Origin of the sequence: Actinophytocola sp., from assembly GCF_009379765.1 — a bacterium.
In the GTDB taxonomy this organism is placed as follows: domain Bacteria; phylum Actinomycetota; class Actinomycetes; order Mycobacteriales; family Pseudonocardiaceae; genus Actinophytocola.
In genome coordinates this window covers 1-20,922 of the sequence record NZ_WHTD01000151.1, presented here as the reverse complement: position 1 = coordinate 20,922, position 20,922 = coordinate 1, and the positions used below count along the sequence as shown (strand labels likewise).

At 71.5% G+C, this 20,922-nt stretch carries 20 protein-coding genes; 15 read left to right on the top strand and 5 right to left on the bottom strand.

Annotated features, from left to right (window positions below; translation table 11 throughout):
* Window positions 1-109 precede the first annotated feature (109 nt).
* The 5 genes from GEV28_RS33345 to GEV28_RS33325 all read right to left on the bottom strand — a co-directional run bounded on the left by GEV28_RS33345 (window position 110) and on the right by GEV28_RS33325 (window position 4,494).
* Window positions 110-331, bottom strand: coding sequence for a DUF1707 domain-containing protein (locus tag GEV28_RS33345; RefSeq protein WP_291416802.1), 222 nt, complete (start codon window positions 329-331; stop codon window positions 110-112).
* Between the two features lie 33 nt (window positions 332-364).
* Window positions 365-520, bottom strand: coding sequence for a hypothetical protein (locus GEV28_RS33340; RefSeq protein ID WP_291416801.1), 156 nt, complete (start codon window positions 518-520; stop codon window positions 365-367).
* 299 nt (window positions 521-819) lie between these two features.
* Window positions 820-1,698: a CoA ester lyase gene (locus tag GEV28_RS33335; RefSeq protein WP_291416800.1), complete on the bottom strand. Its 879-nt coding sequence runs from the start codon at window positions 1,696-1,698 to the stop codon at window positions 820-822.
* Window positions 1,698-2,444, bottom strand: a complete 747-nt coding sequence (locus GEV28_RS33330; RefSeq protein WP_291416798.1) for an IclR family transcriptional regulator — start codon at window positions 2,442-2,444, stop codon at window positions 1,698-1,700. The genes GEV28_RS33335 and GEV28_RS33330 overlap by 1 nt, the downstream gene beginning before the upstream one ends.
* Before the next feature lie 25 nt (window positions 2,445-2,469).
* Window positions 2,470-4,494: an FAD-dependent oxidoreductase gene (locus GEV28_RS33325; protein WP_291416796.1), complete on the bottom strand. Its 2,025-nt coding sequence runs from the start codon at window positions 4,492-4,494 to the stop codon at window positions 2,470-2,472.
* A 187-nt stretch (window positions 4,495-4,681) separates the two neighbouring features.
* Between GEV28_RS33325 and GEV28_RS33320 the strand changes: the two genes are divergently transcribed.
* The 15 genes from GEV28_RS33320 to GEV28_RS33250 all read left to right on the top strand — a co-directional run bounded on the left by GEV28_RS33320 (window position 4,682) and on the right by GEV28_RS33250 (window position 20,687).
* A complete protein-coding gene (locus GEV28_RS33320) occupies window positions 4,682-6,346 on the top strand; it encodes an ABC transporter substrate-binding protein (protein WP_291416794.1) in 1,665 nt (554 codons plus the stop codon).
* Between the two features lie 4 nt (window positions 6,347-6,350).
* On the top strand, window positions 6,351-8,342 hold the full coding sequence (locus tag GEV28_RS33315) for an FAD-dependent oxidoreductase (protein ID WP_291416792.1): 1,992 nt from the start codon (window positions 6,351-6,353) through the stop codon (window positions 8,340-8,342).
* Between the two features lie 5 nt (window positions 8,343-8,347).
* The gene (locus tag GEV28_RS33310; RefSeq protein WP_291416790.1) at window positions 8,348-8,746 is read left to right on the top strand and encodes a carboxymuconolactone decarboxylase family protein; all 399 of its coding nucleotides are present in this window, start codon (window positions 8,348-8,350) and stop codon (window positions 8,744-8,746) included.
* A gap of 26 nt (window positions 8,747-8,772) precedes the next feature.
* The gene (locus GEV28_RS33305; RefSeq protein WP_291416788.1) at window positions 8,773-9,513 is read left to right on the top strand and encodes a DUF2848 family protein; all 741 of its coding nucleotides are present in this window, start codon (window positions 8,773-8,775) and stop codon (window positions 9,511-9,513) included.
* Window positions 9,513-10,304 (top strand): aspartate/glutamate racemase family protein, encoded by a 792-nt coding sequence (locus GEV28_RS33300; protein ID WP_291416786.1) that lies wholly within the window; start codon window positions 9,513-9,515, stop codon window positions 10,302-10,304. Before GEV28_RS33305 ends, GEV28_RS33300 begins: the two co-directional genes overlap by 1 nt.
* Window positions 10,297-11,022, top strand: coding sequence for an SDR family NAD(P)-dependent oxidoreductase (locus GEV28_RS33295; protein ID WP_291416784.1), 726 nt, complete (start codon window positions 10,297-10,299; stop codon window positions 11,020-11,022). Before GEV28_RS33300 ends, GEV28_RS33295 begins: the two co-directional genes overlap by 8 nt.
* Complete coding sequence (locus tag GEV28_RS33290) at window positions 11,019-12,071, top strand: ABC transporter permease (protein WP_291416782.1); 1,053 nt, start codon at window positions 11,019-11,021, stop codon at window positions 12,069-12,071. The genes GEV28_RS33295 and GEV28_RS33290 overlap by 4 nt, the downstream gene beginning before the upstream one ends.
* Complete coding sequence (locus GEV28_RS33285; RefSeq protein ID WP_291416780.1) at window positions 12,064-12,906, top strand: ABC transporter permease; 843 nt, start codon at window positions 12,064-12,066, stop codon at window positions 12,904-12,906. Before GEV28_RS33290 ends, GEV28_RS33285 begins: the two co-directional genes overlap by 8 nt.
* 1 nt (window position 12,907) lies before the next feature.
* Window positions 12,908-13,729, top strand: a complete 822-nt coding sequence (locus tag GEV28_RS33280; protein WP_291416779.1) for an ABC transporter ATP-binding protein — start codon at window positions 12,908-12,910, stop codon at window positions 13,727-13,729.
* Window positions 13,726-14,706, top strand: coding sequence for an ABC transporter ATP-binding protein (locus tag GEV28_RS33275; protein ID WP_291416777.1), 981 nt, complete (start codon window positions 13,726-13,728; stop codon window positions 14,704-14,706). The genes GEV28_RS33280 and GEV28_RS33275 overlap by 4 nt, the downstream gene beginning before the upstream one ends.
* Entirely contained in the window at window positions 14,703-15,530 is an 828-nt protein-coding gene (locus GEV28_RS33270) for an alpha/beta fold hydrolase (RefSeq protein ID WP_291416775.1), read from the top strand. The genes GEV28_RS33275 and GEV28_RS33270 overlap by 4 nt, the downstream gene beginning before the upstream one ends.
* Window positions 15,527-16,750, top strand: coding sequence for a CoA transferase (locus tag GEV28_RS33265; protein WP_291416773.1), 1,224 nt, complete (start codon window positions 15,527-15,529; stop codon window positions 16,748-16,750). Before GEV28_RS33270 ends, GEV28_RS33265 begins: the two co-directional genes overlap by 4 nt.
* Window positions 16,747-17,613, top strand: a complete 867-nt coding sequence (locus GEV28_RS33260; protein ID WP_291416771.1) for a cyclase family protein — start codon at window positions 16,747-16,749, stop codon at window positions 17,611-17,613. The genes GEV28_RS33265 and GEV28_RS33260 overlap by 4 nt, the downstream gene beginning before the upstream one ends.
* A gap of 156 nt (window positions 17,614-17,769) precedes the next feature.
* Entirely contained in the window at window positions 17,770-19,230 is a 1,461-nt protein-coding gene (locus GEV28_RS33255; protein WP_291416769.1) for an MmgE/PrpD family protein, read from the top strand.
* The gene (locus tag GEV28_RS33250) at window positions 19,227-20,687 is read left to right on the top strand and encodes a dihydroorotase family protein (RefSeq protein ID WP_291416767.1); all 1,461 of its coding nucleotides are present in this window, start codon (window positions 19,227-19,229) and stop codon (window positions 20,685-20,687) included. Before GEV28_RS33255 ends, GEV28_RS33250 begins: the two co-directional genes overlap by 4 nt.
* Window positions 20,688-20,922: the final 235 nt, after the last annotated feature.

The following is a 20,922-nucleotide window of genomic DNA, read 5'->3' as shown; positions in this document are numbered from 1 at the left end:
TCAAACCGGGCACACCAAAATCGCCGCCACCATCCGAAAGATCCGCAACAACCCACACCTGATCTTCACCATCCTCCGCCTGCACCAAAACCCTCAACACACACCATGATCAGCAGAAACGACTTTGCGCAGCGCCCTGGTGCGGCGCGGGGAGATCGGTGAACAGCGCCTCGAGTTCACCCCTGGTTCGCGCGACGGCGGCCCGCCCGCAGCGCTCCTCGTACTCGTCCATCTCCAGCCGGCCGGTGGACAGGTGCACGCCAAGGGTCGAGACAGCCTCGTCCCGTTCGGCGTAGCTGATCCGGATGCCGCCGTCGCTGCCTTTCCCCATGACGGGGATTGTATGGGCGACAGGCACATGGGATCACGTGTCGGTCGTCTTGCAAAAGCCCATCGTCCCGGACTCCGAGGTGCAACCGGTGATCCCGGGCAGCAGCCCCGCGCCGCGCACGAGCTGGAACGCCCCCAGCACGACCACCAGAACGCACACCAGCACCACCCGGCCCGAGGGGACGCGCACCGCTGCCGGGATCGCGGCGCAGCATCGCGACCCCGACGCCGACCGCGGCGATCCCGCAGGCGATCGCGGCGAGGTTGAGGTAGCTGTACTGCGTTATCTCGCCGTTCACCTCCGTGTACGAGGTAGCCCCGACGAAGATCACGAACGGCGCCAGGACCAGTACCGCGCCCCAGATGGCCAGCTTCAGGTGTCGACCCATTCCGCTCTGATGCCACGCCGGACGACCCGGTTCCAACCGGGCACGACCGCCGCGGGTCACGAGCGTTGGACTCGCGGGTCCTGGACGTTGGACTCGCGGGTCACGAGCGTTGGACTCGCGGGTTCTGGGTGGCGCGGGCGATGGTTTCGCGGGCGGTCCGCAGCACGGCGGGGTCGACGAACCTGCCGTGGCGGTCGACCAGGGCGGCGTCGCCGTTCGCGTTCCCGGTGGCGAAGTCCGCCAGCAGCTCGGTCGCGGCGGCGACCTCCGCCGGCGTGGGCGTGAACACCGCGTTGATCGTGGCGAGCTGCCGGGGATGCAGCGCCGTCCGGCCGCGGAACCCTTGGCGGAGCAGGGTTCGCGTGGTCCTGACGAGCAGGTCCTGGTCACTCACGTTGGTCTCCACCGGCCCGATCGGCGCGCCGAGGCCGGCCGCCGCCGAGGCGAGCACCAGTTGCAGCCGGATGCCGAACAGCTCGGTCCGCTCGTCGTCGGGCCGCAGCCGCAGCTCGCCGGCCAGGTCGGCCTCGCCGACACCCAGCCGCACGACCCGCGGCGACCGGGCGACCTGCTCGGCGTGCAGCACCCCGGCGGCGGTCTCGATCAGGGCGACCACGGCGACACCGCCCGGCGGCAGGCCGCGATCGCGCTCGGCGGCGGCGAGCAACGCGTCGATCCGGCCCAGCAGCCCGGGTTCCGCCTTGGGCACCCAGATCCCGGTCAGCGACGGCGCGACCACGGTCGCGATGTCGGGTTCCGGATCGGTGCCGTCCACCCGCACCCACACCGGACCGGCGGCGCCGGCATCGAGCACCGCGCGGACCGTGTCGCGGGCGGATCCCTTCGCCGCGGCGGGGACCGCGTCCTCCAGGTCGATCACGACGGCGTCGGCGTCGCTGCCGACGGCCCGGTGGATCCGCTCCCGCCGATGTCCTGGCACGTAGAGGAAGCTGCGACCGCGGCCGTCGGCGCCGTTCATCAGCTACCCCGCAGCATCTCGGAGATCCGCTCGGCGGCGTCGACCACCGCGGGACCGGTGGAGTCCAGCAGCGGCGCGTCGAGGCGGGCGCGCGGCCCGCACACGCTGAAACACGCGAACGCCCGCGAGTTCCGGCCGACGATGGGCGCGGCGACGGCGGCCGCGTAGGGATCACGCTCGCCGCTGCTGAGCGTGTACCCGCGGTGCCGGTCCGCGTCGAGCACGTCGGTCAGCACGTCGCGGTCCCGCACCGTCTGGTCGGTGAGCGGGGTGAGCGCGACGTGCGCCAGGTACTGGTCGAGCTCCTGTTCGCCGAACGTCATCAGGATCGCCCGGCCGGACGCGCCCGCGTACAGCGGCGCCCGCCTGCCCACCTCGACGGTCATCCGGACGTCCTGCTTGCTCTCGACCTGCGCGACGTAGACCCGCTCGTTGCCGATCACGAAGCTGAGCGTCACCGTCTCCCCCGTGCTGTCCCGCAGCTCCTCCATCACCGGCAGCGCCAGCGACCGAACGTCCACAGTGCCCAGTGCGGCCAGGCTGAGCTCGGTCGCCCGCGGGCCGAGGCGGTACTTGCCGCGCTCGTACTCCTTGGTGGTCATCCCCGCTCCGGTGAGTGCTTCGAGGATGCGGTGCACGGCGCTCTTCGGTAACTCCAGGCGTTGCGCGATCTCGGTGACCCCTAACTCCGGCTCGCCACTGGTGAAGCACATCAACACCGCGGTCACCCGGTCGACCGACTGCATCGCGTCCCCTCCGCTCGTTCTCGGTTCACAGTCGCCCGCGCAGCGCGGCGCCCGCGGCGAGCACGTCTGGGGTCCGCGACGCGGTCAGCCCGGCAAGCCGGCCCTCGAACACCGCTTCCAGCGCGGTTCGGGGAGTGTATGCATCACCGACCAACTGGTGTCCCACCGCCCGTTCCGTTGCCCTGAGGTGGTTTTCGAGGTCGGTGCGCGCGCTCGGGACGCGGAGCGGGACGACCGACGACACGTCCTCGATCCGTTCCGACCGGCCCGAGATCGGGTCGACACACCTCAGCGCGTCGCCGTCCATCCCGGCCGGCACCCGCATCAGCACCGCGCAGAACCCCCTGCCGCGCAGCCGGTCCAGCAGCGCGGGGCGGGTGTAGACCGGCACCCGCCAGGACAGCGCGGGCCGGTCGGTCACCAGCGTGACCCGGCGGCCGTGGCCGAGCAGCAGGTCGGCCAGTGCGAGCGCGGTCGTGGTCCCGTCCTCGTCGATGATCACCACGTGGGCGCCCGTCGTCTCGGGGCGCTCCACCGCCTGCTGGACGGACACCGTCGGATAGGCCTCGTCGTCGGCATCGGGAGTGGGCGCGGCGCCGGTCGCGAGCACGACGTGGTCCCAGTCCCCTCCCGGCTCACCACCGAGCAGTGCCGAGCCGGCCGGCGTGCCGAGCCGGACATCGACCCCGTGGTGGCGCACGGCCGCCGCCAGCTGGTCGATCATCAGCCGAAACCCGGTGCGCATCGGCAGCCGGGCGGCCAGCCGCAGCGCGCCGCCGAGCTCCCGCTCCGCCTCGACGAGCGTGACCCGGTGGCCCACCGACGCGGCGGCGCACGCGGCCTCGATCCCCGCAGGCCCACCGCCTACCACGAGCACCCGGCGGGGGGAACCCGAGCGCGCCGCGGCACGCAACGCGGCCCACTCCTGCTCCAAACCGACCTCGGGGTTGACCACGCAGCTGATCGGCAGGCCCAGCTCCAGCCGGCCGGCACACCCCTGGTTGCAGGCGATGCAGTGGCGGGCGGGCGGCGCGGCCGGGTCCCGGTGCCGGGCGACCAGGGCGGGCGCCGCGATGTGCGGGCGGGCCAGCGCGACCAGGTCCGCGTCGCCGTCGTCCAGCAGCGCCTGGGCGTTGTCCAGGTTGTCGACCCGCCCGACGGCCAGGATCGCGAGGTCGGGGAACGCCTCCTTGAACGCCCGCGGCAGGTGCCGGAACGGCATCGGCGGGAAGCTCATGTCCGCGATCTGGGTGGCCACGCTCGCGGTGCCGACGTACGCGGAATGGCTGACGTGCAACAGATCCACCGGGTAGTCGCGGACCAGCGGCTCGGTGGCGGCCAGCATCTGCCCGAGGTCAAGGCCGCCGGCGAGGAACTCGTCGCCGCTGATCCGCAGGACGACCGGCAGGGTCGCGGAGATGGCGGCGAGCACGGACTCGACCACCTCGCGGGCGAACCGCAGCCGGTTGGTCAGGCTGCCGCCGTAGCCGTCGGTGCGGCGGTTGCTCGCCGGGGACAGGAACTGCTGTGGCAGGTGACCGTGGCCGAGGTGGATCTCGACCGCGTCGACGCCAGCCGACTCGACCCGGGCCGCCGCGGCGCCGAACGCGGCCACGACCTCCGCGATCTCCGCCGTGGTCATCTCGTGCGGCACGGCGGCCGTGGCCGACCACGGGATCGGCGAGGCGCCCCAGGGTGCGGTGAGCACGCCGTGGCCGCCCGCCTGCCGGCCGACGTGCAGCAGCTGGCCCGCGAGCTTCGCGCCCTCGGCGTGCACGGTGCGCACGAGTTCGCCGAGCGAGTTCACGATCCGGTCGTCGAACGCGGCGACGGTGTTCGTGCGTCCGAGGCTCGTCGGGTGCACCCGCATGCCCTCGGTGATGATCAGGCCGACCCCGCCCGCGGCCCGCGCCCGGTGATAGGCCAGATGGCGCGCGGAGAAGCCGCCGTCGACGGCGAAGTTCGTGGTGTGCGCCGGCATGACCACCCGGTTCCGCAGCCACAGGCGACCCGCCAGCACCGGCTCGAACAGGTCCACGCGGGTGTTCATCGCGTCTCCTTTCCTGGTCGCCGGGCAGTCGTGAGCGCACCATCTGGGCACCCGTGTTAGTTGCGGCTTCAACCGTTACGGGTCTGTTTCGGTCAGTAGTCGGGCTTGACAGCGCAGACCGATGGTATTCAAATCTGGGACAACGTGACAAGCCATTCCCGCTGACCGGAACACTTGAGGATGCGCGATGACCAGAATCCCGCAATACCGGACAACATGGGCGACGCTTCGAGGCCGGCGGGCAACACGTGCCGCGGTGGTCGTGGTGGCGGCGTCGCTCGGCCTGACCGCGTGTGGCGGCAGCACGCCGTCGAGCGGTGCGGGGTCCGGCGCGCAGTCGACGTTCACCTACGCGCTGACCGGGTTACCCACCAGCCTCGACCCGGCCGACTACCAGGGGGACCCGTCCCGCAACATCGGCTTCGAGCTCGGCAGCTCACTGTTCCGGTGGGGCACCGAGAAGCTGCCGAACCAGGGCTGCGACACGCTCGCCAACGTCGACCAGCTCGAGGGTGAGCTCGCCGAGTCCCACGAGCGCAGCGACAACGGCAAGGTCATCACCGTCAAGCTCCGTGCGGCGAAGAGCGCCGCCGGCAACGAGCTCACGGCCAACGATGTCAAGTGGACGTTCGACCGGCTGATCGCGCTGGAGGTCAGCACGCCGAACACGCTGATGCAGGACGTCGCCGACTACGCGACGGACCCGATCAAGGTCGTCGACGACAAGACCTTCGAGATCCACCTCAACTCCGCGACCGCCATGGACCTTGCGGTCCTGACCTGGCAGGCGTTCCGGATCCTGGACAGCACCGAGGTCAAGAAGCACGTCACCGACGCGGATCCGTGGGGCAAGAAGTACCTCGTCGACAACAGCGCAACGTTCGGCCCGTGGACCCAGACGCCGGGTGACTTCGCCGCCGGCGACCGGCTCACCCTCAAGGCGAACCCCAACTACTCGGGCGAGCGCGGCGACGTCAAGACGCTCGTGTTCCTCTCGGTGCCGGACGCCTCCAGCCGCGCCCAGCTGGTGTCCACCGGCAACGCCACCTACGCCACCGGCCTGCAGTACGAGCAGTACGACCAGCTGAAGGACACCCCCGGCGTCGACGTGCAGACCTGCGCCTCCGCCGACCGCATCCCGCTGGTGCTCAACGCCAAGGACCCGAACCTCGGCAAGCCGGATGTCCGCAAGGCGATCTCCATGGCCATCGACCGCGAGTCGATCGTCAAGGCCGTATACCGCGGCTTCAACAAGCCGGCGAAGTACGGGATCAGCCAGGCCTACGGCGGCACCCACTCGGAGTCCGGCACCTACCAGCACGATGTCGACAAGGCCAAGCAGCTGCTCGCCGGCGCCGGCGTCGGCAAGCTGTCGATCACCATGGCCATCAGCCCGAGCCGGCCGGGGCCGGAGGCCGAGCAGATCGCCATCCTGCTCAAGAGCCAGCTCGCCGAGATCGGCATCGACGTCAAGATCCAGACGGTGGCCAGCGCGACGGAGATCAACACGATCTACCACGACGGCAACTTCCAGGCGCTGCTCTACCTGGAGCCGCCGGCCGTCGCCGACCCGTACTACTCGGTGTTCCTCTACAACTCCTCGTTCAGCAAGCTCAACACCTACGGCTACGCGAACGCCGAGCTGGACGACCTCGCCAGGCAGATCGGGGTCATGTCCCCCGGCGCCGAGCGCGACTCGCTGGTGTCCCGGGCCGCCGAGGTGATGGTCGAGAACCCGCCGTTCATCTACATCGTCGACCGCGACTTCGTGCACGCCGTCCGCGAGGGGTTCACCAACTACCAGCACGCGCCGAACGGCGAGATGTTCGTGTACACGCTCAAGCAGGGATGACCGAGTGACCGACTACCCGAACCTGTTCAGCCCGTTGCGGATCGGACCGAAGACCGCCAAGAACCGCGTCTGGATGACCGCGCACAGCACGCAGCTGGTGAAGGACCACAACTTCAGCGACGAGCACGTGCACTACTACGCCGAACGCGCCAAGGGCGGTGTCGGGGTCATCACCATGGAGGCGATGGCCGTTCACCCGACGACCCAGCCGTACAAGGGAAAGATCTTCGCCTTCGATCCCGCCGTGGTCCCCAACTACAAGAAGCTGGCCGCCGCCGTGCACGAGTACGGCTGCCTGCTGCTCGCCCAGCCGTGGCACCGGGGCAGGGAGACCAGCGGCACGGTCAACCGGCTGCCGGTGTGGGCGCCGTCGTCGGTACCCTGCACGGTGTACCGGGAGATGCCGCACGTCCTGGCCCAGGACGAGATCGGCGAGCTCATCCAGGGCTACGTGCTGGCCGCGCGCTACGCGGTCGAGGGCGAGCTGGACGGGGTCGAGGTGCACGGGCTGGCGCACGGGTACCTGCTCGGCCAGTTCCTCTCGCCGGCGACCAACCACCGGACCGACCAGTACGGCGGGAGCTTCGAGAACCGGCTGCGGCTGGTGCTCGACATCATCGAGCGCACCCGCGCGGAGACCGGCCGGGACAAGATCGTCGGGGTCCGCATCAACGGCAGCGACGGCGACGTCCCGGGTGGACTGTCCAACGCGGACTGGGTGCGGATCGCCCGCGCGATCGCCGACACCGGGATGGTCGACTACATCTCGGTCACCCAGGGCACCTACGTGGAGCGGATGAACATCTACGGCGCCACGCCGAAACCGGCCGGGTTCCAGGTCGAGGACACCGCGCGGATCAAGGCGGCCGTCCCCGAGCTGCCGGTGGTCGTGGCCGGCCGGATGAACACCCCGGAGCTCGCCGAGCAGGTGCTGGCCGCCGGCAAGGCCGACATGATCGGCATGGCCCGCACCCTCATCGCCGACCCGGAGTGGCCGAACAAGGCCCTGCGGGGCAAGGCGGCGGAGATCCGCCCGTGCGTCGGTGCCAACTGGTGCATGGCCTCGATCGTCAACTCGCCGCTGGCCTGCGTGCACAACCCGGCGGTCGGCCGGGAGGCCGAGCTGGGGGTCGGCACGCTCACCGACGCGGCGACCGCGAAGCGGGTGGCGGTCGCCGGCGGCGGGCCGGCCGGCATGCGGGCCGCGCTGACCGCCGCCCGGCGCGGGCACCACGTCACGCTGTTCGAGCAAGCGTCCGAGCTCGGCGGCCAGGTGCGGCTCATCGGCCGGTCGGAGACCTACGCCGAGTGGCAGGGCATCACCGACTGGCTCGCCTCCCGGCTGGACGAGTCCACAGTGGACGTCAAGCTCGACCACCGGGTGGCGGCCGGCGAGCTGGCCGGCGGCTACGACGAGGTGGTCATCGCCACCGGGTCCACGCCGCTGAAGACCGGCTGGAGCTCGTTGCACCCCGCGTCCTGGGGCGACGACTCCATCGTCCCTGGCGCCGACCAGTGGAACGTGTACTCGGTCAACGAGGTGCTCGCCGGCAAGGCGGAGGTGGGCCCGCGGGTGATGATCTTCGACGACACCGGGGCCCGGCAGCCGCTGGTGGCCGCGGAGTACCTCGCCGACCGCCGGCACGAGGTCGTGGTCGTCACCCGGCTGCCGCAGGTCTCGCCAGACCTCGAGGCGAGCCGCGACCTGCAGGCCACCTACCGCCGGGTGCGGGGCAAGGGCATCACGTTCGTCACCGACCACGAGGTCGCCGAGATCGTCGAGGACTCGGTGGTGCTGCGGGACGTCTGGACCGGCGCGACGACCCGCCACGAGTCGGTGGACGCGGTGGTGCTCAGCACCGGCAACGCCGCGGACGACGCGCTGTACCACGAGCTGAAGGGCACGGTGCCGGTGCGCGCGATCGGCGACTGCGTGTCGCCGCGCCGCATCTTCAACGCCATCTGGGAAGGCGAACTCGCCGGAAGGGAGATCTGAACCCCATGTCCACCACCGAACCCACCGGATCCGCCGAGCTGACCGACGAGCAGGTCCTCGAGAAGGTCAAGGCGCGCCGCGGCTACCTGCTGCCGGTGCACGAGCTGATGGCCGAGGTCGACCCGCAGATCCTGCGCAAGTACGACGACCTCGCCTCGGACCTGCTCTTCGCCGACGAGCCGCGGGCGCTGGACCTCAAGACCCGGTACCTGGTGCTGGTCGGGATCACCACCGCGGTCAAGGGCGACCCGGACGGGATCGTCTGGAGCGGCAAGCGGGCCATGCGCAACGGCGCCAGCCGCCGCGAGGTGCTGGAGGCGATCCTGCTGTCCGCGCTGCCGGGCGGGGTGCCTACCGTCGAGGAGGCCACCCAGGTCCTCGACCGCGTCTTCGACGAGTCCTGAGTAGACAATCTGTTGGGAGGGCCACGGTGACCACGTTCTCGCTGCTCGTCGGCCAGGCCGCCGACGCGGACCGCCCGCTCGCGGTCTCCCCCGCGCGGGTCTACAACCTGGGCTCGGCCACCGTCGACGCCACGTCGGCGGTGGCCCACCAGGAGGAGGTCGCCGACGTCGGGGTGCGGATCGCGTTCGACATCCCGGCGCCACGGATCTACCCGATGGCGACCAGCTCGGTCACCACGGACCCGACGATCGGCGTGCACAGCGACCGCACGTCCGGCGAGGTGGAGATCGTGCTGGTCGTCGACGGCGGCGAGCTGTACGTCGGCGTCGGCTCCGACCACACCGACCGGGACCTGGAGCGGGCGAGCATCATCTGGTCCAAGCAGTACTGCCCGAGCGTGCTGGGTCGCCGGGTCTGGCGGTGGGTGGACGTCGAGCCCGCCTGGCCCCGGCTGATGCTGGAGTCCACGGTGGACGGTGAGCTGTACCAGAGCTCGCTCGCGTCGGTCTTCCTGTCCCCGCCGGAGGTCCTGACGATACTCGGCGAGCGGGTCACCGAGCTGCCGGCGACGTACCTGGTGTACTGCGGCACATATACCAGCCTCGCGAGGAAGATCGCGTTCGGCCGGTCCTGGTCGGCGACGCTGCGCGACCCGGACACCGGCGACCGGCTCGACCTCGACTACGAGGTGGTCGACCTGCTGGCCGAGATCGAGCTGGCGTACCGCGTCCCGCTGCGGCCCGGCGAACCGGCGGAGGCGCGCTGATGTACGGCAGGAGAGCGCGGCTGGGCGTCATCGTCCCGTCCACCAACACCACCGTCGAGCCGGAGTTCGGCGCGCACGTCCCGGCGGGCGTCGCGGTGTACGCCACCCGGGTGCTGGTCGCCGAGGTCGCCACCGAGGCCGAGAAGGCGGCGAGCCTGCTCGCGATGCACGCCCACCTGGAGCGCGCGGTGGCCGAGTTGGTCAGCCTCGGCGCCGACGCCGTCGCCTATGCCTGTACGTCCGTGAGCTTCCTCGCCGGCCGCGACTCCGACGAGGTGATGTGCGCCGAGCTCACGAGGCGGTACGGCGTGCCGATCGTGACCACCAGCAACGCGCTGGTCGCGGCGCTGACCGCGCTGTCGGCCACCACGCTCGCGGTCGCGACCCCCTACGTCGCCCCGGTGGCCGACGGGGCGGTGGCATACCTGACCCAGGCCGGTTTCCGGGTCGCCGGCCGCAACGACCTGCACGTGCTGTCCAACCTGGACAAAGGCAGGCTGGAGCCGACGGCGAGCCACGCGGCCGCGACGGCCATGGACACCGGGGGCGCGGACGCCGTCGTGATCAGCTGCACGAACTGGCGCACGCTGGACGTGCTCCGCGCGGTCGAGGTCGACACCGACCTGCCGGCGGTGAGCAGCAACCTGGCGACGCTGTGGGCTCTGCTGCGGCTGGCCGGGGTGGACGGTCCGGCGAGCCCCGACGTCGCGCTGATGTCGTTGCCACTGCCCGAGTCGGCCCGTACCGAGTGGACGACGCCGGTCGCCGAGGCAGGCGTGCGGCATGGTTGAGCCGCGCACCGCACTGGTGACCGGTGCCGCGGGCGGCATCGGCCGCGTCATCTGCGCCGACCTCGCCGAGCACGGGTACACGGTCGTGGCGGCCGACATGGCGGGCGCCGACGCGGGCACCGACCCACCGGGCGCCGCGCAGGCGGTCGGGCTGGACATCCGCTCCGGCGACTCGTGCAGGGCCGCGGTCGCCGAGGTCCTGGACCGCTTCGGGCGACTGGACCTGCTGGTGAACAACGCCGGCATCAACGCCCGCGGCCGGACCGAGGACATGCCGGAGTCGTTGTGGGGCAACGTGGTCGACGTCAACCTCAACGGCACGTTCCGGATGTGCCAGGCGGCCCACCCCGCGCTGGCCGAACGCGGCGGCGCCGTCGTGAACCTCGCGTCGACCGGCGGCCTGGTCGCCATCGCGGGCGCGGCGATGTACGGCGTGACCAAGGCCGCGATCATCCAGCTCACCAAGATCCTGGCACTGGAGTGGGCGGGCGCGGGGATCCGGGTCAACGCGGTCGCGCCGACGATCGTGGCGACACCGATGACCTCCGACGTACTCGACGACACCGAGTACATGGCCGCGAAGCTGGCGACCATCCCGCTGGGCCGGGTGGTCACCGCCCAGGAGGTCGCCGACGCGGTCCGCTGGCTGGCCTCGGCGCAGGCGGCGATGGTGACCGGGCAGACGGTCGCGGTGGACGGCGGGGTGAGTGTCCTATGAGTACCCAGCTGGCCGAGCCCCGCCTGTCGTGGAAGCGCCGACACCCGGTGCTGCGCTACACCCTCGTCCGGATCGCCATCGTGCCGATCTCCCTGTTCGTGCTCGGCAGCGTGTCGTTCGTGCTGGTCTTCTTCATCCCCGGCAACCCGGCGGTCACCATCCTCGGCGACTTCGCCACCCCGGAACAGGTCGCGCGGGTCAACCACGACCTCGGCCTGGACCAGCCGCTGTGGGACCGCTATCTGTCCTACTGGGACCGCCTGCTGCACGGCGACCTCGGCACGTCGTTCTTCACCAACGAGCCCGTGCTCTCCGACATCGGCAAGTTCCTGCCCAACACCGTCGAGCTGGTGACGCTGTCCCTGGTCCTCGCGGTCGGCCTCGGCCTGGTGATCGGCGTGGTCGGCGCCTACTTCAGCCGGCGCTGGCCGGACCGGGTGATGAGCGGGGTCACCTCGGTGCTCCAGTCGGTGCCGGACTTCTTCCTCGCGCTGGTCGCGATCTACGTCTTCTTCTTCCTGCTCGGCTGGGCCCCCGCACCGATCGGCCGGCTGCCCGTCGACGCCGGCACCGGCCAGTCCCCCTTCCTGATCTTCGGCAGCCTGTTCCGGGGCGACTGGACGACGCTGGGCTCGGCGCTGGGCCACGCCGTGCTGCCGGTCGGCTCGCTCGGGCTCGTCTACTCCGCGTACTTCGCCAAGACCGCCCGCGGCAGCATGGGCACCGCGCTGACCACCCCGCAGGTCGAGTTCGCCCGGGCGTGCGGGCTGCGCGAGCTGACCGTGGTGCGTTACGCGTTCCTGGCCTCACGCACGACGGTGATCACCTACATCGCCATCCTGTTCGGCTCGCTGCTCGGCGGCGCGGCCATCGTGGAGCGGGTGTTCAACTGGCGCGGCATGGGCCAGTGGGCGCTCGACGGCGTGCTCAAGGTCGACGTCCCGGTCATCCAGGGGTTCGTGATCACCGCGGGCCTGATGACCCTGACCCTGTTCCTGGTGCTGGACCTGGTGGTCCTGGCCCTCGACCCGCGGGTGAGCTATGAGTGAACGGCTGATGTCCCGAGCGGGGTCCGCGTCCTGGCTGTTCGTGCGCACCAACCCCGGCATCACCGCGGGTGGCGGGATGCTGCTCCTGATGCTGCTCGCGGCGTTCTTCGCGCCACTGCCCTACGACCCGATCACGCCCGATCCCACGAACGTGCTGCAAACCCCGTCGGGGCAACACATCTTCGGCACCGACGCCAACGGCTTCGACGTGTTCTCCCGCGTCGTCGCCGCCGGGCAGCGGGACCTGCCGCTCGCGCTCATCGGCACGCTGGCCTCGCTGCTGGTCGGACTGCTGGTCGGGTTGCCGCTGTCCACCAAGAGCCGGTGGAGCGAGCGGCTCATGCGCGCCCTGGACGCGTTCCAGTCGTTCCCGCTGATCGTCCTGTCCGTGACGATCGTGTCGCTGACCGGCAACAACATCCAGAACATCATCTACGCCATCGTCATCATCAACGGCCCGCGGTTCATCCGGCTCATCCGCGGCGAGGCACTGTCCATCCGGGACGGCCGGTTCATCGAGGCCGCGGTGGCGATGGGCGCGCGGCCGCGCCGGATCGTGTTCCGCCACATCCTGCCCAACGTGGTCGACGTCTGCCTCGTGCAGTGCTCGCTCACCGCGGCCAACGCCATCATCGTGATCGCGGCGCTGAACTTCCTCGGCGTCGGGGTGTCCCCGCCCGATCCCACCTGGGGGTCGATGGTGCAGGTCGGCGCGCAAGGCATCGCGACGGGCCAGTGGTGGGTGGCCATCTGGCCGGGCGTGGCGATCTTCATCGCGATCGGCAGCCTCAACGTGCTGGCCAACGGCATCCAGCGCCGGGTGGAGGGGAGCTGACATGCTGACCGTTTCCGGGCTCACCACCGAGTTCCGCGCCAGGGGCGGCCGGTTCACGGCGATCGAGGACATCGGTTTCGAGGTGCCGCAAGGGATCGCGGTCGGGCTGGTCGGCGAGACCGGCTCCGGGAAGTCGGTCACGATCCGGTCGATCCTGGGCCTGCTGCCGCCACCGGGCCGGGTCGTCGCGGGCCACGCGGAGTTCGACGGGCTGGACCTGTGCCGGGCGACCCGCCCCCAGCTGCGGAGCGTCCGCGGCCGGCGGATCGGCTTCGTCGCGCAGAACCCGTTCGGGTCGCTCAACCCCGTGCTGTCCATCGAGAAGCAGTTCGCCAACGTGGTCCGCGCGCACCGCGGGATGAGCCGCTCGGCCGTCCGCGAGCTCGCGCTGGAGCGGCTGGCGTCGGTCCACGTCCGCGGGCCGGAGCGGGTGCTGCGCGGCTACGCGCACGAGCTGTCCGGCGGCATGGCGCAGCGCGTCGTGATCGCCCTCGCGATGCTGCACGACCCGCCGCTGGTCATCGCGGACGAGCCGACGACCGCGCTGGACGTCACCGTGCAGCGCCAGATCCTGGACCTGATCGCCGCCCAGGTGGCCGCCGGCAACCGATCGCTGCTGCTGGTGACGCACGACCTCGCGGTGGTGGCCCAGTACTGCCAGCAGGTGGTGGTCATGCGTGCCGGGCACGTGGTGGAGAGCGGGCCGGTGGCCGACGTGTTCGGCGCGCCGGAGCACCCGTACACCAAGCAGCTGCTCGCGGCGGTCCCACCGGCGCCGTGGTCGCTGGCGAGCTCGTTGCACGAGGCGGGTGTCGACCGATGAGCCTCATGGAGCTGACCGGCATCCGGCACGTGTTCCGCCGCGGCGGCAAGGAGGTCCACGCGGTCAACGGGGTGTCGCTGTCGGTCGGCGCCGGGGAGACCGTGGCCGTGATCGGCGAGAGCGGGTCGGGCAAGTCCACCCTCGGCCGGATCGCGCTCGGCCTGATCACCCCTACCACCGGCGAGGTCGCCTTCGACGGGACCGTACTCGGGACCCTGCGCAAGCCGGCGCTGCGCGCGTTGCGCTCCCGCGTCCAGGTGGTGTTCCAGGAGCCCTACGAGTCGCTGAACCCCAGGATAAAGGTGGGCGACATCGTCGCCGAGCCGCTCGTCATCCACGACCGGGAGCTGAGCCGCGAGCAGCGCAGGGAGAAGGTCGTGGCGATGCTGGAGCGGGTCGGTCTCACCGCCGAGCACGCCGACCGGTACCCGCGCAACCTCAGCGGCGGCCAGCAGCAGCGCATCGGGATCGCCCGCGCGATCATCACCCGGCCCGAGCTGGTCGTGCTGGACGAGCCGACGTCCTCATTGGACGTGTCGGTGCGCGCGCGGGTGCTGGACCTGCTGCGGGACCTGCAGCGGGAGCAGGGCATCTCCTACATCTTCATCTCGCACGACCTGGCGACCGTCGGGCTGATCAGCGACCGGGTCGCGGTGATGTACCTCGGCCAGATCGTCGAGCAGGGCCCGACCGCCGAGGTGCTCGGCAACCCGAAACACCCGTACACCAAGGCGCTGATGTCGGCGACGCTGAGCACGGTCGTCGGCGAGAGGCGCGAGCACATCCCGCTGCAGGGCGAGATCCCGAACCCGTCCACAGCGCCGACCGCCTGCGTCCTCAGTGGACGGTGTCCGATCGAGATCGACGAGTGCTCCGCCGGGCCCGTCGCGTTCCGGCCGGTCGCCGAGGGCCACGACGTCGCGTGTCTCCGGGCGGAGCGCAGCGATGCGCTGCTGCCCACCGGCGAGTCGGCATGACCGCCGGATACCTGGCCGCGCCCTGGGGACAGCTGCACTACCGGTACGCCGGCGCCGAGCCGCCCGCCGACCGGCTCGCCGGCGGCCGGCCGCTGCTGGTGATGCTGCACCAGAGCCCGCTCTCCTCGCGGCGCTACCGGTTCGTGCTGGACCGGCTGGCGGCGTTCTGCGTGCCGGTCGCGGTGGACACCCCCGGGTACGGCGAGTCCGCGCCCCCCACCGGCGAGTGGGACGTCGACCGCTACGCCGACGTGGCCTGGTTCGTCGCCGACGCGCTCGGAGCGCGGCGCCCGTGGCTGTTCGGGCGGGCGACCGGCGCGGTGTTCGCGTTGCACGCCGCGGCGCGGCAGCCGGGCAGGGCCGCCGGGGTCGTGCTGCACGGTGTGCCGGTCTACACCGAGGCCGAGCGCGCGGCGCGGCTCGCGGACTTCGCGCCGCCCTACCCGCTGTCCGGTGACGGCGAGCACCTCGGCTGGATCTGGCGCAGGGTGCGCGGCGAGTACCCGCTGGCCGGGCCGGGCCTGGTCACCGAGATCGTCCGGGACTACCTGAACGCGGGCCAGGACTTCGCGTCGTCCTACCGCGCGATCTGGCGGCACGACCTGGCAGGCTCGGCAGACCGGGCCGGGCCGGTCGACCTGCTGCTCGGCGGGTCCGCGGACCGGATCGGGTACATGCACGAGCGCGCCGTCGCGGCCGTGCCGCACCGCAGGGCCCACGTGCTGCCCGGGGCCACCGACTTCGTGGCCGAGCAGGATCCCGAGGTGTTCGCCGGCACGCTCGCGGACACCATCGACCAACCGAGGGGGACAGCCCAGGGATGACCGAGAAACCCTTGTCCGGCAAGGACGGACCGCTGCACGGGCTGCGGGTGATCGACGCGTCGACGATCCTCGCCGGCCCGCTGTGCGCCCAGATCCTCGGCGACTTCGGCGCCGAGGTGGTCAAGATCGAGCACCCGCGGCACGGCGACGCGATGCGCGGCCACGGGCCGAGCAAGGACGGCGAACCGCTGTGGTGGAAGGAGATCTCCCGCAACAAGCGGCTGGTCGCCGCCAACCTGTCCGAATCGGACGGTGCGGAGATACTGCTGCGCCTGGCCGAGCGGTCCGACGTGCTCATCGAGAACTTCCGGCCGGGCACGCTGGAGCGCTGGGGACTGGGCCCCGAGGTGCTCTGGGAGCGCAACCCGGCGCTCGTGATCGTCCGGGTCACCGGGTTCGGCCAGACCGGCCCGTACGCCGCCCGGCCGGGGTTCGGGACGCTCGCCGAGGCGATGAGCGGGTTCGCACACCTCACCGGCGCGGCGGACGGCCCGCCGAGCCTGCCCGCGTTCGGTCTCGCCGACTCGATCTGCGGGATCGCCGCGAGCTCGGCGGTGATGATGGCGCTCTGGGAGCGTGACCGCGCGGAGGGCTCGGCGCGCGGCCAGGTCGTGGACATGAACCTGTTGACGCCGCTGCTGACCGCCGTCGGCCCCGGCCCGACGATCTTCGACCAGCTCGGGACCGTGGAGACCAGGCACGGCAACAGGTCGACGAACAACTCGCCGCGCAACACCTACCTGACCGCCGACGGCAGGTGGGTGGCGGTGTCGACGAGCGCGCAGAGCATCGCCGAGCGGGTCATGCGCCTGGTCGGGCACCCGGATGTGCTCGACGAGCCGTGGTTCGCCACCGGCGCCGGGCGGGCCGCGCACGCCGACCTGCTGGACCGGCACGTCGGCGAGTGGATCGGCGCCAGATCCCGGGACGAGGTGCTCGCCGGGTTCGCGGCCGCGGGCGCGGCGGTCGCACCCGTGTACGACGCCGCCGACGTCGTGGCCGACGAGCACGTGAGGACGACGGAGATGCTGACCACCGCGGTCGACGAGACACTCGGGGATGTCCTGATGCACAACGTGATGTGGCGGATGTCCCGCACCCCCGGCCGGATCCGGCATGTCGGCGGCGCCAAGGGCGCGGACACCCGCGCGGTGCTGACCGAGCTCGGCTACGGCGACGAGGAGATCGGCGAGCTGCGGTCGCGGGGCGTGGTCGCATGAGTGACTCGTCGACCCGCGTCCGGGCCGGCACCGCCGACTGGGTGAGCGCGGTCCTGGACGGCGGCGTCCGGGCCTTCGACCTCGGCCGCCCGCTGTTCCGCGGCATGCCCCAGTCGCCCAACCACCCGCCGTACTGGCACACGCTCCCCCGCCGGCACGGCGACGGGGTGCGGGCCGACGGCGGGTCGGCCGCGAACGACCACATCTCGCTCGGCACCCACGTCGGCACCCACATCGACGCGCTCTCCCACGTCTCCCACGACGGGCGGCTGTTCGGCGGGCTGGACGCCGCCGACGTGCAGCGCGGCGGGGCGATGCGCGCGCTCGGCGCGGAGACCATCGAGCCGATGTTCCGCCGAGGGGTGCTGCTCGACGTGCCCGCGGCGCTCGGCCTGTCCGGCTGCGCGCCCGGTTACGAGATCACCCCGGCCGACCTCGACCGCACCCTCGACCGGCAGGGGGTCACCCTCGGCGCCGGCCACGTGGCGCTGGTGCGCAGTGGCTGGGGCACCCGCTTCGGATCTTCCGACCCGGCCGAGTACATCGGGCACGCGTCCGGCGTCCCCGGGGTCGGCGAGCCCGGGGCCTGCTGGCTGGCCGACCGCGGCGTGCACGCGGTCGGCGCGGACACGATCGCGTTCGAGTGCCTGCCGCCCGCTCAGGGGCACAGTCTGCTTCCCGCGCACCGGGTGCTGCTGGTCGAGCGGGGCGTGCTCATCGTCGAGGCGCTGGACCTGGAGGAGCTCGCCGCGGCCACGGTACACGAGTTCCTGTTCGTGCTCTCACCGCTGAAGCTGGTCGGCGCCACCGGTTCGCCGGTCCGGCCGCTCGCGGTCGTGCCCGCCGCGGGAGCGGCCGCGTGAGCAAACCAACCAACGCAACCACCGTGCTTCGCGCGAATGCCGTCCACGCCGAGCGGAGCGAGGCAGGTGCCACCGCATGAGCAAACCAACCAACCCAACCACCGTGCTTCGCGCGAATGCCGTCCACGCCGAGCGGAGCGAGGCAGGTGTAACAGCATGAGCGAGCTTGCGAGCGAACCAACGTCACAGGGCGCGCCGACCCTGAGTGCGCGACTCGCCCGGTTCGCCGACACGACGCGGCACAAGCCGCTGCCCGCGGAGGTGGCCGCCAGCGTCCGGGACCGGGTGCTGGACGTGCTCGGCCTGTGTGTCGCGGCGCGCCGGCTGGACACCAGCGCCGCCGCCGTGGCCTATGTTCGCGAGCAGGGCGGGGCCGGGCAGGCGCACATGATCGGGGACGCCGAGCGGGTGCCGGCGCCACTCGCGGCACTGGCCAACGGGGTGCTCGCGCACTCGCTGGACTACGACGACACGCACCTGCCGTCGGTACTGCACCCCAGCGCGTCGGTGGTGCCGGCCGCGCTGGCCGCGGCGGAGGCGGGCGGCGCCGACGGCGAACGCCTGCTCGCCGCGATCGCCGCCGGGCTGGAGGTGTGCGTCCGGATCGGCATGGCCGGCTACGACCGCGACACCAACAACTCGGTGTACTTCGAGCACGGTCAGCACGCCACCTCCCTGTGCGGAGCCATCGGCGGCGCGGTCGCGGCGGCGATGCTGCTCGACCTGGACGAGGCCGGGATCGGGCACGCGATCGGCGTCTCGGCGTCGATGGCCTCCGGCGTCATCGAGGCGAACCGCACCGGCGGCACGGTCAAGCGGCTGCACTGCGGGTGGGCCGCCCATTCCGCGGTGAGCGCGGCGCAGCTGGTGCGGCACGGGTTCACCGGCCCGCCCACCGTGTTGGAGGGCCGGTTCGGGTTCTTCGAGGCCTTCCTGCGCGGTGCGTACGACCCGCGCGCGATCACCGACCGACTCGGCGAGGACTGGGCGGTGCCGGGCATCTTCTTCAAGCCCTATCCGGCGAACCACTTCACCCACACGATCGTCGACGCCGGCCGGTCCTTGCGCGAGCAGGGTGTCGACCCGGACGAGATCGTGTCGCTGACCATCGGCGTGCCCGGGCCGGTGGTGCGGACCGTCGGCGAGCCGATCGAACGCAAGCGCCGGCCCACCACGACCTACGAGGCGCAGTTCAGCGGGCCGTACGCGGCGGCCGTCGGCCTGCTCGGCGGGCAGGGGCTCGGCGCCGGGCTCGCCGACTACGACGCCGCGCTGCTGACCGACCCGAGCCGGCTGCGGCTGATGGCGTGCGCCGAGGTCGTGGCCGACGCGGAGTGCACCCGGATCTTTCCCAACCAGTTCCCCGCGGTGGTCCGATCATCCACTCGCGACGGTCGCGAGTGGATGGCGAAGGCACTCGTGAACCGCGGTGGGCCGGGCAACCCGCTCACGCCCGAGGAGCTGGCGACGAAGTTCCGGGACAACGTCGTGGACGCCCTCGGCGTCGGCGCGGCACGGGCGGTCGAGGAGGGTGTCGCGCGGCTTGGCCGGGACCTGCGCCCGGACGAGCTGCTCGACCTCATCCGAATCCAGGTACCAGGAAAGGAAGTTCAATGATGGCCGAGTACGACCTCATCCTGCGCGACGTCGACCTCGTCCGGCCGGACGTCGAAGGCACGCAGCGCACCTCGATCGGCGTGCGGGACGGGAAGATCGCCGCGATCGCACCCGACCTGGACGGTGCGGCCGAGGTGGTCGACGGCAACGGCAGGCTGGCGTTCCCCGGTGTCGTGGACGCCCACCAGCACTGGGGCATCTACAACGAGCTGGGCACCGACACCGAGACCGAGAGCCGGGCGTGCGCCCAGGGCGGGGTCACCACGGCGCTGACCTACATGCGGACCGGGCAGTACTACCTGAACAAGGGTGGCGAGTACCGGACGTTCTTCCCCGAGGTGCTGGCGAGCAGCGACGGACGGGCCTATGTGGACTACGGCTTCCACCTGGCGCCGATGATGAGTAAGCACATCGACGAGATCCCCGAGCTGGTGTCCGAGGCCGGGGTGCCGTCGTTCAAGGTGTTCATGTTCTACGGCTCACACGGCCTGCACGGGCGGTCGGACGACCAGAGCTCGTTCCTGATGATCCCGGAGGGCGAGCGGTACGACTACGCGCACTTCGAGTTCGTGATGCGCGGGATCCAGGCCGCCCGCGAGCGCTTCCCCGCGCTGGCCGGCGAGATCTCACTGTCGCTGCACTGCGAGACCGCCGAGATCATGACGGCCTACACCAGGATCGTCGAGCGCGAGGGAACGCTGAGCGGCCTGGAGGCGTACTCGGCCGCGCGTCCCCCGCACTCGGAGGGGCTGGCCATCTCGATCGCGTCCTACCTCGCGCACGAGACCGGGCTGACCAACATCAACCTGCTGCACCTGAGCTCGCACAAGGCGGTGGACGCCGCGCTGCGGATGGCCGAGGCGTTCCCGCACATCGACTTCCGCCGGGAGGTCACCATCGGCCACCTGCTGGCGGACTTCCGCACGGCGCACGGTATCGGCGGAAAGGTCAACCCGCCCCTACGCGACCGCGACGACGTCGAGGCGCTGTGGTCCTACGTGCTGGACGGGACGATCGACTGGGTGGTGAGCGACCACGCGTGCTGCAGGGACGAGATGAAGTTCGGCGCCGAGCGCGACGATGTATTCGTGGCGAAGTCGGGCTTCGGCGGCACGGAGTACCTGCTGGCCGGCCTGGTGTCCGAGGGCACCCGGCGCGGGTTGGCGCCGCATCGCGTAGCGCAACTCGTGGCACGGAACCCGGCCCGGCGCTACGGCTTGCGTGCCAAGGGAAACCTCGCGGTCGGCTTCGACGCGGACATCGCCCTGGTCGACCCGAACCACACCTGGGTGGTGCGAGCACAGGACTCCGAGTCGTCCCAGGAGTACACCCCGTTCGAGGGCTTCGAGCTGACCGCCAAGGTGACCGACACGTTCCTCCGTGGCCACCGAGTCCTGGAGAACGGCAAGATCGTCGGCGAGCCGACCGGCCGCTACCTCGCCCGACCGACCTCCTGACCACCCATGCACACAAGCGCGCCCTGAGCGGAAAGCCCGGCCGTCGGTCCGTGATGACCTGTCACGCTGTCCCTCGCCGGCACCGACCGCACGCGAGCTAGCCCCGTCTTCCGCACATGAGGTGGGGTGGACAGGTCAGGCGTGTCGGTGATGTGTCTGACCTGCCGATCTGTGAGTCTGTCGCGTTGTGGATCAACGTGGACGACGGGCCCGGTATGTCGCGGCGAGTATCGAG